Source organism: Aestuariivirga sp. (genome assembly GCF_044238155.1).
GTDB lineage: Bacteria > Pseudomonadota > Alphaproteobacteria > Rhizobiales > Aestuariivirgaceae > Aestuariivirga.
Genome location: NZ_JBIIDX010000078.1, coordinates 1 through 15,861 on the forward strand (window position 1 = coordinate 1; position 15,861 = coordinate 15,861).

Sequence of the window (15,861 nt, forward strand, 5' to 3'; positions counted from 1 at the left end):
CCTGCGTGCGCTTTTCCGGGCGGCCCGCCTACCGGATCGACGGGCAGTGGATCACCTGGGCCGACTGCGCCCGGCGCGTGGGACTCCTCGCAGCACGGATCATCAAGGACATTCGGCGGCCCGACAGGGAGGACGGCGTGCCGGTCGTGGCCGCGCTGCTGCACAACTCACCCCTGCTGCTGGAACTGTTCTACGCCGCTACCCTGGGTGGTTTTGCGCTGCTTCCGTTGAACCACCGGCTCTCGGCCGGCGAGATCGACGAGGTCCTTGAAACGGCCGCGGCCGAACTGCTGGTGACCTCGACCAGCCTCCTGCCGAAATGCGAAACGCTGGCGTGGTGTCGCGCCAACATTGGAAGGACGCTGTGCGACGCCACCGAAACGCCTCGGTCCAGCATCGGGGCGCGCTGGCTTGAACAGTTGCCGGCGGATGCCCTGGCAGACGGTTCGCCGCGTACCCCAGTTTCGCCTTTGCCCGTCGAAGTCTTCGCCACCTCAGGCTCGACGGGCAAGGTCAAGATCGTTCCGCACACGGATGAAGCCGTTCTGGTGCATGCCCGCGCCACGATGGCCGCCCTCGGGCTCACCGCGGAGGAAAGCCATTGCTGGGCGCATGCAGGGCCGATGTTCCACGTCGGGGACGTGGCTTTCGTGTGGATCGGCCTGCTGATCGGCGCGCGGCATGTGTTCATCGAAAACCAGTTGCAGTTGGATCTCACTGCACGGACCCTCGCGTCCGAAGGCGTGACCATTACGAAGCTGGCCCCCTCCATGCTCGCGCTGCTGACGCAATCGCATGCGCTGGAGGGTATGCGCTTTCCGTCCCTGAAATGGCTTCTCACCGGCGGCGCGCGGCTGGATCCCGGCCTTGCCGCGCAGGCTGCAGCACGGCTAGGCTGCGAGGTGCTGCAGGGCTATGGCATGACCGAAGCGACCTGTCACATCGCCTTCGGGAGGGAAACAGGCGAAGCAGGCGATGCGGGCCTTGGGATACTGCCGGGGCTTGAGGTCCGGATCGTCTCGGAGTCCGGTGACAGTCTGCCCACAGGCGAAATCGGCGAAATCGCGCTGCGCGGGCCGACGGTGATGCGCGGCTATCGCCGGGCCGGTATGCGTGAACCGGACCGCAGCGCCTTCATGCCCGACGGCTTCCTGAGAACCGAAGACCTTGGTTACATCACAGCCAGCGGGCGACTGCATGTGACAGGCCGCGTGAAGGACATGATCAATGTCGGAGGTGAAAACGTATTCGCCGCCGAGGTGGAGCAGGTCGCCGGGCAATTGCCGGGGATCGGCGCTTGCAGTGCCTTCGCACTTCCCGATGCTCTTCTGGGCGAGGTGGTGGGTCTCGCGATCGAGGGTGATGGCCATGGGCTGAGCGAGTCTGAAGTTCGCGATCACTGTCGCGCCAGACTGGCATCGTACAAGGTACCCAAGACGGTCGTCTTCCTGGCCGAACTGCCAAGGACCGCCACGGGCAAGATTCGAAAGAGTGCGCTGGCCGAACTCGTTCAGACACCCGTCCCGGGAACCGGCATGAACCAGGGTGAGGCGGCGGATGGCGCGCTGATTGATTTCCTCATCGCGCGGATACAGCAACATCTTGGCCCGAACAGGGCGCGCATCATCGGCGTCGACACCAATATCCTCGCATTGGGTATCGACTCGCTCAACGTGATCGACCTGCTCCTCGAACTCGAAAAGCGATACGGGCTCGTGCTGTCGCCCACGCTGCTCTACGACTATCCGACGGTCGGCGGCCTTGCCGGGTATCTCAACAGCCTCCGCACATCGGGGATGCCCTTGCCTTCCGTGACGGAGTCAAGTGAACTACCGGCTGCGTCTTTCGGTGCCGTGGATGGCAAGCTTCGCGCCGGGAGCCTTGTATCCTGGGTGCTCCAGGGCCTGGGGCTGTTGGTCAGGCCCAGCCTGGTGGCCGCTGCGTCGATCCCCGTGCTGGTTCTCGCCATTCTATTTGCGCAGCATGCCGGGCCGCTGCTGACGCTTGCCTTGAGCCCGCTTTGGGTGGCGGCGCACCTGGGGCTGGTGGTTTTGCTGACGGCCCTTGCGGTACGGCTTCTCGACCCTCGGGACGCCAGCTTTCCGCTGTGGAGTGCGCGCTATTGCGGCTGGCTGGCGGCCCAGAACCTGCTGCGCGGGCAGGAGGACGTTCTGGGCCTGCTGCGCGGTACCGCTGCATTGCCCGTCTACTATTGGCTGATGGGCGCGCGCATCGGCGCGCGCGTTCGGATCGAGACGCTTGGTCTCACCGATCCCCGCTTTATCACCCTTGGTGACGGCGTCTTCATCGGCCGCGAGGCTGTGCTCCAGCCCGCCCGGATCACCGCCGCGGGCGTGACCCGCGAACCGTTGCAAATCGGCGACGGTGCGGCCATCGGGCCGGGCGCCCAGTTGGTGGGCGAGACGGTGCTGGCAAAAGGCGGATCAGTCGGCACGCTCGGCACCGAGGCCACGACGCAGGCAAGCGACGTCCAGGCCGACCGGCAAGGCTCGGGCCTTCTGGGCTATCTGTGCGCCGCCTATGTCTACGGCCTGTCCGTCGCCGCCGCGCTGATGTTGATGTGTGGCATGGCGGATCGCCCGGTCGCGCAACTGCCCGGCAGACTGGCAGACGTGGTCCTCGAGGGTTCGCCGCTCCACTGGCGCGAGCTGCTGAGCGTCGCGCTGACGCTGCAGATCGTATTGCCGTTGATCAGCTTTCTTGCAGTGGCCTTGCTCGTTCGCCCCCTATGTGACGGGCTGGGGCGCGCCGGCCGGTCGCACCTCGCCGCCGCGCTGTACCGGAGCGCCATCGAGGTGCCGTTCTTTGCCGTCTGGCAGCGGATGACGGTGATGAGCCCGCTGTCTGCGCTAAATCTCAGGGCGCTCGGTGCGACGGTGGGAAAGAACACCATGCTGGCCGGTCCCTATGTTGAGGATCCGCGCCATCTGCGCGTTGGCGACGGCGCCATCATTGCAGGCAACGTGACCGTGCTGAACGGCAGAGGTGAACCTTCGGCGGCAGCGGCCGTAGAGGTTGGACGGCAGAGCATTGTCGCCAACTCCTGCATCCTGAGCAATGGTGCCGTGATCTCGGAGCGCACGCTGCTCGGCGATCTGAGTGCTCTGTCCGGCGCCGTTCGGTTGCCGGAGGGCAGCGTGGCCGTCGGCCCCTCCGCGAGGGTCGTTGGCCGCAGCCGCTTTCATGTCTCTGAGTTGAAGGACAGGGACCGGGTCATCGCCACGAGCCTGCTGATCCCCGCGCAGCTGCTGGCCGCCGCGCTGATCTCGGTGCTGGGGATCGCCATCGTCGCAGCTCTGTTGCAGACGAAACTTCTGCCCGGCATGTGGAACGCCGCGTGGGCTCTTCCCGTGGCGCTGCTGGCGCGGCGGCTGGTGCGGGTGGTGGCGCTGGCCGGGTTCAAGTGGCTGGCACTCGGGCGCGTGGCCGCGGGAGAGCATCCTCTGATGGGTGGCCTCCATGCACGTTGGGTGTTCATGGAGGCGCTGATCACGGACGCCGAGCGTGCGATCCTCGTGAATCTTCGCGGGACGTTCTACCTCTCCGCACTCTGGCGCCTGCTGGGTGCGAAGGTCGGCCGCGGCGCATGCATCATGGGTTCTTCGCTGGGTTGCGAGTTCGACCTCAAGTCCATCGGTCGCGCGACCGTGCTGCAACCCAATGCAATGGTCTTTGCCCACTCCGTCGAGCACCATGCGCTCAGCTTCCGCCCGACCCACGTCGGCGACAATGTGAATGTCGGCCCCAACACGATCGTGGAGGCCGGTGCGGTGGTGGCAGACGGCTCGCGGCTGCGGGCCAATATGGCCATCCACGCGCGGCCGGCGGCGGCGAACGCGGAATCGGCTGCAAGGCCCGACCTTTTGGGTGGTGACCCGCTGGCCTTGGAGCAGGAGGCGAGACAAAGCCTTCCGCCGGCGATCTTCTCCTATTTCGCCAACGGCTCCGAAACTGGCCGGGCGCTGCGCCGAAACCTCGAGGTGTTCCGTTCCATTGCCATCTGTCCGCGGCGCCTTCGCGACGTCTCAGCAGTCAGCCTCGAGACGAGGCTGTTCGGCAAGGACCTTTCTTCGCCCATCCTGATCGCACCATCTGCGATGCACCGCCTGCTGCATTTCGAGGGTGAAATGGCGGTTGCGCGCGCCGCGGCGCGGCGCAATGGCGGCATGGTTCTGTCGATGCTCTCGACAACATCGCTGGAACAGGTGGCAAAACCTTTTTCAGAGGCCCAAGGGCTTTCCCTGTTCCAGCTCTATATGCTGAAGGACCGTGGCCTCACCGACGCACTTGTCCAAAGAGCTGAGGCCGCGGGTTTTGGTGGGCTGGTGGTGACGGTTGACTCGCCGGCTTCTGGACGAATCGATATCGATCCGCGCGAATGGATGCGCTTCAGCGCTGCACTCGAACTGGCTCACCTCCCGGCAACTGCCGACACAAGCGTGCCGCCACTGGTCAGATTCGAGGCGATGAAGGATCCTGCGCTGACCTTTGCCGACCTCGTCGCACTGAAGGCTCGCACCAGGATGCCAATCTGTCTGAAGGGCATCCTGTCGCCGGCTGATGCGGTACTGGCGGCCTCGCTCGGATTCGAGACGCTCATCCTGTCGAATCATGGTGGGCGACGCCTTGATGACGAGGTTTCAGCCATCGAGATGATAAGTCAGGTACGGCTCGCCCTTGACCGCGCGGGACATGACATCCGGCTCCTCGCCGATGGCGGCATCCGCCATGGTGCTGATGCCTTCAAGGCCATCGCGCTCGGAGCGGATGGCGTGCTAGTAGGTCGTGCACCCTTGTGGGGTCTAGCGGCTGGTGGCGAGGCAGGGGTGGCCCGCGTCCTCCAGCGCCTTGACGATGAACTCGTCCTGACGATGAAGCTGGCCGGCTGCAGTTCGCTTGCCGAACTCACGCCCGACTTGCTACAGCGTGACAGCCTGGGCCGTGCAACTGCACTTCCTTAGCAAAGAGGGGTCTGATGCAACCCTTGGCCCGCTACGGGCTTCACGAAGGATCTGATCGCCATGCAGTTCCACACGGAAAGTAATGACAGGATTGTGGTGGTGTCGTTGACAGGTCGCCTTGATTTCGGCACGTCGCCTGCCCTACTGAACGTGCTGGAGAAGGCGGTTGCAGACCTCAGGGGCCGGCCTCTGGTTGTTGATTGTGAGGGCCTCGAATATGTCTCCAGTACGGGACTGCGCAGCTTCCTGATCAGCGCCCGCTCCGCGTGGGCGGTTGGAAGCAAGTTCCTTATCTGTGGCTTGCGGAAGATGGTGGCAGAGGTATTTGAAGTCAGTGGGTTCTCGAAGCTACTTCTTGTGTTCCCAGACCGGGTTGCAGCGGAAGCTGCGGTGGGAGCATGAAGCAGGGTGACGCCTCACACCAATATCAGCTAAAACCATAAAATCGGTCACGCCGACGAGTGCGTATCCTTTTCCCGTTGGGTATGCCAGTATTCCATACCCTCCGATGTTGCAGCCTAAACACGGGAGTGATGGTTATGGGATCATCTCCTCACGATGGAACAGAAGGCTGAAACGCTCCAGTTGGCTAGTATTCCTTCCCGAAGCAGAGCAGCCATCACTGTACTTCAAGTCTCACATGGAGTGAGGGAACCTAAACAAATGTTTGTTCCCGCCACTCCAGCGAAAACGGCTGCATCGCCCTCGCCATCGTAAGCCCCTCTGGCTGCCGCCCAGCCAGTATCGCCTTCACGATCTCAGGTGCCAGAAGCGTCAGGCGCAGAACTCGGCTGACTTAGGAGGGGTCGATGTATTCGGTATCGGTGATTTCCTCGACGGATGATGTCGAAGACCCGATTGTCGAAAGCCTTCACCATCCTCTTCGCCTAGACTGGGCCAATCCCCCGTATCCTGCCGGCGGCGAGATACTTCTCGATGCCCTCTGCCGTGGTGGGCAGCGTGGTCTTGAGGAACCGCGCCTTGAACTGCAATCACGGCGCCCGCGAGCCTTGATGCGCAGGACGCAGAAGCCGTTCTCGGCATTATAAACGGCGACGCGCTCCACAATGCCCGGCAGCACATTCTGGGGCGCCTGCTGGAACTGTGCGGCGGCGCTGCGGTTCATCGTTTCCGCGTCCGCCAGTCCTATAACATGTCGAAGGAGCCGGCCCACATGCTGCGACGGGCGAGGCGGACTTCATCCTCCCGGCCCATCCATAAGGACCGTCTCTTCTGCCTTGGGTGCCGGCAAAGCCATTTGAAACACACGCCCTGTGATTGTGGGGACCACGACGAGGGCGCTGGTTCATCGTGATGCCATCTTGCGCTACCGGTGGAACGAGATACCATAGAGTCTCATGGAGACGACGAACGAATTGCAAGCCTTGGTTACCTCGACTGTTCTTGAGGAGTGGGCGGCTCTTGAGCCTGAGATCGCGCAGTTGTTCCGGGCACAATGGGAAGATCCGGAATTGCCGGCCATGGAGTACCGCTCGGCTGTCCGGCTTGCGGATTGGCTGGCTGGTCATGGCTTTACGGTGGAGAGGCAAGCGGGTGGGCTTCCGACCGCATTTGTTGCCCGCTGCGGAAGCGGCAGCGGTCCTGTTCTGGCTCTCCTCGCCGAATTCGACGCATTGCCCGGCCTCGACAACGATGCCTTGCCTTTCCGCCGTCCCCTCGGCAAGCCCGCGGGCCACGGATGCGGGCATAATCACATCGGTCCGGCCAACGCTGGTGCGGCGATTGCCGCAGCCAAGGCCAGCCGCAGACTGGGCCTGGCCGGCGAAATCCGCGTGATCGGATGTCCAGCGGAGGAAATCCTGTGGGGCAAGATCGCTCTCCTGCGTGCGGGCATCTTCTCCGATATAAACGCAATCCTCACCTCTCACGGCGACTACCAGACCGGTGCGCTGTCGCGGCCATGCCAGTCAGTCGTATCGGGCGAATTCGTGTTCACCGGCGAGTCTGGCCATGGCGGCCAAGCAGGGCAACGGAACGTTCTGCTCGTCGCGGAGGAGATGGTCGAAGCTGTGTCACGCCTGTTCGATGAGCGCTATCCCGAACTCCTGCTGCGTCACGTCCTCCGGCAGGCGGGAGTGATGCCGTCGATTACGCCATCCGAGACGCGGGTGTGGTTCTCGGCAAGGGGTTTCGATTACGGCAAGGTCAGATCCTCTTATGACGATATCGTCCTGATGTCTCAGAATCTTGCGCGTGAGGGCGGCGTCGCTTGCAGGCATCAGTTCATCTCTGAATCTCGCGGGTATCTGCCGAACGATACGATCGGACGGGTTCTTCATGCCGCCTACTCGCGGGTCGGTCCTCCGAAGTGGTCATCCGAAGATCTGTCATTCATGGAAGAGCTGAGCTGGATCTGTTCTCCTGATGAGCAGATGGAGCTCGACCGGGATGTTCATTACTTCGGCTCCGGTGCGGATTACTACGGGCAGGATGACGGTGAAGTGAGCTGGCGCGTTCCTCTCGGTCGGGTAAACTGGGCCTATCCGAAGCAGGTACCGATCCACCACTGGGCATGGACTGCACTGTCGGGCCACAAGGCTGGTCATGCAGGGCCACTGAGCGCGTCACAGGCACTTGCCTTGGCCACTGTGACCATGCTGGCGTCGCCTGACATCGTTCATGGCGCAAGGAACGAACTGATCTCCCGCTCTCAGGGCCATCCGCTGACGGAGCCGCAGATTGGTGCGATGGAAACCTTGACCAGCAATCCGGCGGCTTTCTGGGCTGGGACGTGGATCGAGTGAAGCCGGCTTTCTGGAGCTCTATGGATACGGTGGCTTTGCCGGCGCTGGCGGATGCCACGTCGGTTCCCGATCAGTTGGGGAATTCTGATGGCAAGCGGGGAGGAATAGCTGATGAATGAAGTCAGGAATCAACGCTCACATCTGCTTCTTCATGCTGCCCTCCTGCTGCTCGCGGCGGTGATCTACGGAGCGGTCTTTCCCGTCAACCGGTTTGCGGCAGAAGCTGGCTGGCAGCCATTGTCCTTTGCGTTCCAGCAGGCGCTGCTCGCCGGTCTTGTGCTGGCCATCGCTGGAGCGCTCGGAGGGATCAGGCCAGCCCTCAGCAGGAAGCACCTCGGTGCATATGTGGCAATTGGCGGCCTGGTGGTGGGGCTTCCCATGGGCCTGCTCGTCGCGGCAGCGAACCACCTCGATGCCTCGGTGGTAACGCTCGTTCTCTGTCTGTCACCGATCTTCACCTTGCTCATCGGTGCGATGCTTGGAATCGAAACCGTGAGCCGCAACATGCTTATTGGCATGCTCTTGGGGATCATCGGGATCGCCGTGATCGTCGTCCCACAATCCGCGGTGCTCCGACAGGGAACCTGGGGCTGGTTTCTTCTGTCGCTGGGGGCACCGGTCATGTTTGCGACCGCGAACAATCTCGCCAAGTACTTGCGTCCTCCCGCCACCCACTCGCTTGCCATGGCATCGGGTACCCTTTTCGGTGCTGCGCTTGTGTCGCTCATTGTTCTTCTGCTGTCTGGGGAGAGAATGATCCTTCCGCCGTCCAATCCAGCCCAACTCTGGCCGCTGGCCGCCGCCGTGACGATAAATGCCGCATTCTACGTGCTGTTCTTCGAGACGATCCGAATCATGGGACCCGCGCGCTTCTCGTTCTTCAATTACCTTGCTGTCGCGGCGGGTGTTCTCTGGAGCATGGCCGTGTTCCGCGAACAGCCAGCAAACCTCTATTGGCTTGCAATCCTCATCATGTTCGGTGGGATGTACCTCGCGCTGACAAAGAGAACGCAGTAGGCAAGTCCACCTGTTCCATAGAATAGGAAGTTGTCGGCAGCGTAGCCTATACGCCGGCGAAGGGTTGCGAACCAGTCAGCCCCGAAGGAGGTGCGCGCAGTACCATAGAATTCTTCTTCACCGGCCCCAGGGTCTGCGGAGCGTAACAACCTGATCATCAGGGCTGCAGGTACGCCCGTATCAGTGCTGCGTCACAAAGACCTGACGTTGGCCGTGTAGCGCCCCAACCCCATGGAATTCAAGCGGATAGCGGCCGCACCGGGCCTGAGGGACCCGATGCGGACACGGAAGAATCTTCGGAGAAGAGGGGTCAGCTGCCAAAATGGGTGGCAACCGCGTTGGCGGCGGCGTCGACAGCATCTTCACGGTCATAGAAGGAGAACTGGTCTATGCCGTTCAGCCAGGTCATCACGGCCTCTCCCTTGTACGCCATGAGAAACGCACGAACGCCGTCGGGAATGGCGGCCGCCTCCGAATGGACGATGGCCAGAGGTTTGTCGAGAGTGGGGGCATGATTGGCTGGGAAATAGGTCAACCAACTCTCCCAGCTGAGATTGTTCCATTTGTTGTCATAGGCGGGGATGGCGCCACGCGTCTGTTCATAATAGTAACCACCGATCGGCATCAAAACGCCTTCCGCGCCTGCGGGGCCGGCTGCCGGAATGACCACGCCGCCCGGCTGCTCTGCCGCAGCCGACGAGAGCCCGCGCAGCATTTCAACGCCGCTGGTGCCGCCATAGACCGCTTCGACGATCGACTGGTTCTGTAGCCAAGGCGCAACAAGGCCGACGCGCTGAACCAGGGGATTGCCCGATACCGCATCGACCATGTAACCGGCCGAGGCGCAAATGCCGAGGCCGTTGATCCGCCCGGCGTCCACCTCCGGCGCCTGTGCCACGGCTGCGAAGGCAGATTTCAGGTCGCTGATCTTGGCCTGCGGGTCTTCCTTGAACCGGATGTTGCCGGGAAGATCACCGGATTTTCCCCAGCCGCGGAAGTCGAAGGTAAAGGCTGCAAAACCGCGTTCGACCATTTCTTCTGCGTATTCACGTGGCATCTGCTCCTCGACGCTGGTCCATGCTCCGGTCACAACGACGATGGGCAGCTTGGTTCCCGCCTGGAAGTCCGAAGGAAGGTAGAGCGTTCCCGAGAGGGTCGCACCCTCATTCTCAAAGGTGATTGTCCTGGTCTTCGTCTCAGCCATGGCGGCCGCTGAGAGCAGCAATGTGGTGGCCGAGAAGGCGATGGCAGAAAGGGCAGGCCTCTTCATGTCTCGTCTCCAGTTTTGGGGCATGCGCCCGGTTGCACCTGTACGAGCGTGACGGGTCTGGTTCCCTCAGACAGCCTCAAATCCTGCTTTTCTCTGGGCGAATCCTGCGGAAATGGCTTCAGCTGTTCCGGAAAGCGGCGGGTGTCATCCCGAACTGACGCCTGAAATGCTGCCCAAAGCGGCTGACGTCTTCGTAGCCCACCCGGTGGGCGATTTCGGCGATGCTCAGTTTCGTTGATTTCAGCAGCGCCTGGGCGGTCTCCAGCCGGGTTCTTATCACATATTGCAAGGGCGATACGCCGGTCACCGCCTTGAATGATCTTGCGAAGTGGAAGGTGCTCATTCCCGCCTCCGCAGCAAGGCCCTCCAGCGACAAGTCCTCCCCGAGACGCGCGTGCACATGCTCAACCGCCCGCCGCAACCGGATGTCGTCAAGCGGTGTCTGCCCCGTGGTCGGCGGGTCGAGTGTTGCCACCAATTGCACGGCCAACGCTCTCGACATGGTCTCGCGATACATCCTGCCGCCGGCGCTGAAGTTCTCCGCAGACAGGACCAGCTGCACAAGAAGCGGATCAAGTGCTCCCACCCTGCGGAATACACGCCCTTTCGCTGCGCCCGCATCACGGAGCAGCGTATCGTCGATGGCAACCGTTACAAGGGTAAGTTGTTCATCGTATTCGCATATTCCCTCTGTACCCGCTGAAAACACCCAGCCCTGCTTTTGGGACAGGGGAATGAACTCTCGGCGGTCACCCTCAACTGCGAGCCGATGGGATGGCTGATCCGTCAGGAAAATCCCGATTGTCAGCCTTTCGAGACGAAAGGCACCTCCTCCGGCGGGCAGTATCTGAGTGCTGACAGACAGCTCGGTCATTGAATTTACATGGGGGTAGTTGCGGGAGTGTCAATAGCCGCGCGCAGACCGCATGATGATCGATGCGTTTGAGCCAGCACTCGAGGTCCTTCCGTCCGGTCTTGAAGGAGCAGCGTTGGCAGCCCGACGGGGAGCTGACTTCACAGCGACCCTCCTGCGCACTCGCGTGGGCAGGGCAAGCGACGTCTCGGAGGCCAACTTGAGCGGTCATGATGACCGAGGTGCGGAGGCTGTCGCTGTTTGTTCGAAGAACTTGTGAGGACCATCAGCCAACTTGATAGATCCTGCGGCACCGTATTGCCGGGGAGGCTTTACCTGGATCCGAGCTCGGGCTTCGAACTCAACTGAAACTTGGTGTGAATGAAATCAGTTACTTGCAAGGAGAGAAGGTTAGATTTCAGACCGTCTCCCTCTCCGCCAGTTTCTCATTGCAAACTTTCCCAAGCCCCAGATAGGCGTCAAAAGTGCTGTTGGTTTCGGTGGGGCTTGCAAGCGCCATACGAACCGCTCAGACTGCATGCCGGTCAAAAATCAGCCGCAGTAGGCCCACAGTCGCGTTCTCGCCCGGGCTCGGCAGGAATGGGCTCGTATGGAAGGCTGACGTCATTTCAGCGTAACAGAAATCCCGCCAAGACGTATCGTTCGAAATGTTCGTCTTGCCCTCAGCTTTGCTGAAGTTTCGGGTGGACGTGATCCTGCTTGGCCATGCTAGCGCGTTCTTTGGCATCTCTCTTCCAGCTACGTGCCGACGGCGATGGAAAGGCTCAGGCTCATGAACAAACTCAGTGTTGACATGGGCGCGCGGGGGGTACTTCGGCGCTAGTACACCAGCCGCGCCTCTCGATGATGCGGAACGGTCGGTTTTCATAGGTAGAACTAAGTTCCGGAAGCCGCTTCTGGCTGTGCCATAGCAGTTGCCATTGCGGCAGCAGCATGACATGACCAATCCCGAACAGAACCGGGCCGAGCGTCATCTGCGGCTCATTGGCTAGTATCGGCTCTCAGGACCACATGATTCGCATCGACAACGTCAGCAAGCAGAACGGCAACCAGCTTCTGTTCGTGGAAGCCTCCGCCGCGCTGCATCGGGGTGAGAAGGTTGGTCTCGTGGGCCCCAACGGCGCCGGCAAGACCACCTTGTTCCGCATGATCACCGGGCAGGAGGAACCTGACGAAGGCCAGGTTTCGATCGATCGCGGCATATCCATTGGCTATTTCAGCCAGGACGTGGGTGAGATGGCGGGACGCAGTGCCGTCGCCGAAGTGATGGACGGTGTGGGCCCCGTGAGCGCCATCGCGGCGGAACTGAGGTACCTCGAGTCCGCCCTCGCAGATCCGGCACGCTCTGACGAGATGGAACAACTCATCGAGCGCTATGGCGAAGTGCAGGTACGGTTCCAGGAGCTTGATGGCTATGCTCTTGAAAGCCGGGTGCGTGAGGTTTTGGCGGGGTTGAGCTTCAGCCACGACATGATGGACGCTGATGTGGGTGCTCTGTCAGGTGGGTGGAAGATGCGCGTGGCGCTGGCCCGCATCCTGCTGATGCGGCCTGATGCCATGTTGCTCGACGAACCCAGCAACCATCTCGACCTTGAAAGCCTGATCTGGCTCGAAGGGTTTCTCAAGGCATATGATGGTATGCTGATAATGACCTCGCATGACCGTGAGTTCATGAATCGTATCGTCAACCGGATCGTGGAGATCGATGGCGGCGAGCTGAACAGCTACTCTGGAGATTACGAGTTTTACGAGCAGCAGCGCGCCCTGAACGCGCGCCAGCAGCAGGCAGCCTTTGACCGTCAGCAGTCGATGCTTGCCAAGGAGATCAAGTTCATCGAGCGCTTTAAGGCGCGCGCCTCCCATGCCGCACAGGTGCAGAGCCGCGTCAAGAAGCTGGAGAAGATCGACCGGGTGGAACCGCCGAAGCGCCGCCATACGGTCCTGTTCGAGTTTCCGCCGGCACCTCGTTCCGGCGAAGACGTTGTTTCGCTCAAGAACGTATATAAGCGCTATGGAAGCCGCAGTATTTACGAGGGGCTCGACTTCCAGGTGCGCCGGCGTGAGCGCTGGTGCGTGATGGGCGTCAACGGCGCCGGAAAATCCACGCTACTGAAGCTCGTCACCGGCACCACTGAGCCTGACAAGGGGCACGTCACTATGGGTGGCAGCGTCAAGATGGGTTACTTTGCCCAGCATGCCATGGAACTCCTGAATGGCGAGCACACGGTCTTTCAATCTCTCGAGTCTGCTTTTCCGCAGGCAGGCCAAGGCTCGCTGCGCGCGCTGGCTGGGTGCTTCGGATTTTCTGGTGACGACGTTGAGAAGAAGTGCCGGGTCCTGTCTGGAGGCGAGAAAGCCCGGCTGGTGATGGCGAGGCTGCTCTATGACCCGCCCAATTTCCTGGTACTCGACGAGCCGACCAACCATCTCGATCTGCTGACCAAGGAAATGCTGATCAAGGCTCTGGCAGACTATGAGGGCACCATGCTGTTCGTTTCGCATGACCGGCACTTTCTCGCCGCACTTTCAAACCGCGTGCTGGAACTCACCCCTGAGGGTATTCATCAGTATGGCGGTGGCTACACTGAATATGTGGCCAGTACCGGCCATGAGGCGCCAGGCCTGCATAGTTGATGCGGGCAAGTTGCGGCGCAATGCCGAGCCTCAGTCATGCTGCTTCCTGGTATCATCATTGCATTACAGAACGCATGCTGCTGCCACCCACACCCAGACCAGTGAATTTCGAGCGGTTTTTCATGGTAGAGATGATGATTGATGATCGCCTTGCTGCCAGCCAGAGGTTGGTCGACCAATGCTTATCGACACAACATGTTCTGTTGTGGGTCAAGGATGACTCCTGACCAGATGGTAATTCTCATGAGGTCCTGATGCGGGCAACAGCATATGGACCCAGTTCGATCTTCGACAGCTGCCTGATCTTTTCACCGGGGTCAAACAGGAAACCCGGATCTGTCGCCAGATCATGGAAACTGTGTTCCGTGAGCGCGTGGATATAGGCCGGCCCCGCCAAGTCAGTCAGCTGGATTGACCTTGACTGCGATGTAAGATTCGCAATCCATACTTCCATTCCGCCCGCCGTCTTGTAGGCGAGTGCGGCGATGCTCTCTGGTTCGCTTGATACCGCATGATGCTGGCGGTTTCCACTCGCGGCAGCCAGACCTGCCAACACATGATAAACCGGATAGACCGTATCTTTCTTGGTTCTATACCAGGGTACAGCGGTCCCAAATTCGCGGTGAATCACACCCTGCGATCCAGTCACCGACCCCAGCGCAAGGCTGGTCAAACCTGCCTTCGCAAAAGCCGCAACGAGGCCCAGGTTCCAAGCTGCTGCGAACAATCCCCGTTGCCGCGGATCATGATCGGACAGGCAGATGCGGGCATTGCTCGGGTTGCTTGCCGCCCCGACGCCATAGGGATTGGCACGGCAGGCGATTGCCGATGGTCCGAGGTGATAGGCCTGTTTCCCTATCATTTTGCGGACTGATGCGGCGATAGACGGAATCGACTGGAGCGTTTCCATCACCGAGACGTCATCTGCTGCATGAACAATTGGACACACCGTGTGCGTGACAAAGTCAAACAGATCCCGCGGTACAGGTTTGCGGTTCAGTTCGGTGAAGTAGGATAGCATGCCGCCTCCGACGGGCGTGCCCGGGAACAGTTTTCGAACGGCAGCGGCCATTTTCGAATAACTTGGCCCCCATGGCCGATCTGCGCCGGGCTGAAATGACTTCAGATCATGTGCATGAGTGATGACGATCGCATCGGGGACGTATCTGGCAGCAGCCAGCTCCGATGCAATCGCACTCACTTCCTTTTGTGCCGTAACCTTGGCTGGCAGGATCACTTCAAGAGTTGAGCGCGTACCGGTTCTGTCCCGCAAGTCACGGAAAGCTTTCGCCGCAAGGCGTTGCCCGCCCTTTCGGCCGTCAATCTGGCATATCAGATGGTCAACATTCAATTTGGTAATCAGGTGGGCCTTTTCTATTGCATGCGCAGCCTCGGCCATGGGCACGCCAACTCCAATAAGGGGCATGCGGCCACTTTGCTTGCCCAGCGTGACATGCACGCCGGGCTTCGAGTCCGGAGCCTTTCGTCTGCTGGATTTTCCAGAAATCGTGACAGTGATGGACTGTTTGAAGGGCTGGCCTTTGGTCAGCGTGTAGGGCCAGGGGTCCAGCAGTGAGCAGACATAGGTCTTGTACGAGGCATCCATCCAGTTGCGATGGTCCTCCATTTCGAACTTGTTTCCTTCCATAAGGACAGTTGCCGTGACACCAGGGGAGACAGTATGCGTCATGGCCCGAATATCAAAAACTGGCTGCCCAGGACTGATGAATTTGGGAAAGCGGCCTCTTCGCTTCTTCCCGTCCGTATGAAGAATTTCCATTGTTTCACCGACGACTCCAGCCAGCGGGTGAAGAACGACGAAGCCAGTGCGATTGGTCAGGAATTCGCTCAGGGGCGTTGCCGTCGATAAAAATGCAAGGCGACCGTCGGCCCCGCCTGCGATTTCCACCTCATAACCTATTGCCTGTTGCTGGTCATTGCAGATTGCGGAGTACCTGACGGCAAAGCGATCATGGCCTTGACGTATTGCTAAGCCCCTGATCGCTGGTGAATATGTACTCCAGTTCCGGTCGCGGACTAGGTATGAGATTCCACGCAGAACCTCGGCGCCATTATAGCGAATGTAGCGCAGAGCGCCATTATCGAAGAGGACGCTAAGTGGACCAGCCGTCAGGAGTCTGCGTTTCGGTTCAGGATCATTGGTGCCTGTCAACCGCGCCGCTCTTGTGAGCGCTGTTCTTGCCATTCGCATCTCCTCAGGGTCGTGTCACATTTTGTCTTGGCGATATTCAGATCAGCGCGGGGATGATGCTCATGTCAACTGCGTTCCTTCCACCAAAACGGCAGGCATGGGTTCAG

9 protein-coding genes are annotated in these 15,861 nt (G+C 60.7%); 6 read left to right on the forward strand and 3 right to left on the reverse strand.

Annotated elements, in window-relative coordinates; translation table 11 throughout:
• The 5 genes from ACILRN_RS09655 to ACILRN_RS09675 form a co-directional block, all read left to right on the forward strand.
• Positions 1–4,982 (forward strand): alpha-hydroxy-acid oxidizing protein (locus ACILRN_RS09655; protein ID WP_395687738.1); only part of this gene is annotated, 4,982 nt, incomplete at its 5' end.
• Between the two features lie 60 nt (positions 4,983–5,042).
• A complete protein-coding gene (locus tag ACILRN_RS09660; protein WP_395687740.1) occupies positions 5,043–5,384 on the forward strand; it encodes an anti-sigma factor antagonist in 342 nt (113 codons plus the stop codon).
• A 407-nt stretch (positions 5,385–5,791) separates the two neighbouring features.
• A complete protein-coding gene (locus tag ACILRN_RS09665; RefSeq protein ID WP_395687741.1) occupies positions 5,792–6,031 on the forward strand; it encodes a hypothetical protein in 240 nt (79 codons plus the stop codon).
• Positions 6,032–6,340: 309 nt separating this feature from the next.
• On the forward strand, positions 6,341–7,747 hold the full coding sequence (locus ACILRN_RS09670; RefSeq protein WP_395687743.1) for a M20/M25/M40 family metallo-hydrolase: 1,407 nt from the start codon (positions 6,341–6,343) through the stop codon (positions 7,745–7,747).
• Between the two features lie 111 nt (positions 7,748–7,858).
• Positions 7,859–8,764, forward strand: coding sequence for a DMT family transporter (locus ACILRN_RS09675; RefSeq protein ID WP_395687745.1), 906 nt, complete (start codon positions 7,859–7,861; stop codon positions 8,762–8,764).
• A gap of 310 nt (positions 8,765–9,074) precedes the next feature.
• On the opposite strand, the gene ACILRN_RS09680 is transcribed toward ACILRN_RS09675, so the two are convergent.
• Both ACILRN_RS09680 and ACILRN_RS09685 read right to left on the reverse strand, forming a co-directional pair.
• A complete protein-coding gene (locus ACILRN_RS09680) occupies positions 9,075–10,034 on the reverse strand; it encodes an alpha/beta hydrolase (RefSeq protein ID WP_395687747.1) in 960 nt (319 codons plus the stop codon).
• 118 nt (positions 10,035–10,152) lie between these two features.
• Positions 10,153–10,908, reverse strand: coding sequence for a helix-turn-helix domain-containing protein (locus ACILRN_RS09685; protein ID WP_395687749.1), 756 nt, complete (start codon positions 10,906–10,908; stop codon positions 10,153–10,155).
• Positions 10,909–11,919: 1,011 nt separating this feature from the next.
• Between ACILRN_RS09685 and ACILRN_RS09690 the strand changes: the two genes are divergently transcribed.
• Positions 11,920–13,542: an ABC-F family ATP-binding cassette domain-containing protein gene (locus ACILRN_RS09690; protein ID WP_395687751.1), complete on the forward strand. Its 1,623-nt coding sequence runs from the start codon at positions 11,920–11,922 to the stop codon at positions 13,540–13,542.
• Between the two features lie 241 nt (positions 13,543–13,783).
• Here ACILRN_RS09690 and ACILRN_RS09695 read toward each other — a convergent pair whose 3' ends face one another.
• Positions 13,784–15,232, reverse strand: a complete 1,449-nt coding sequence (locus ACILRN_RS09695) for a hypothetical protein (protein WP_395687753.1) — start codon at positions 15,230–15,232, stop codon at positions 13,784–13,786.
• Between the last annotated feature and the right edge of the window lie 629 nt (positions 15,233–15,861).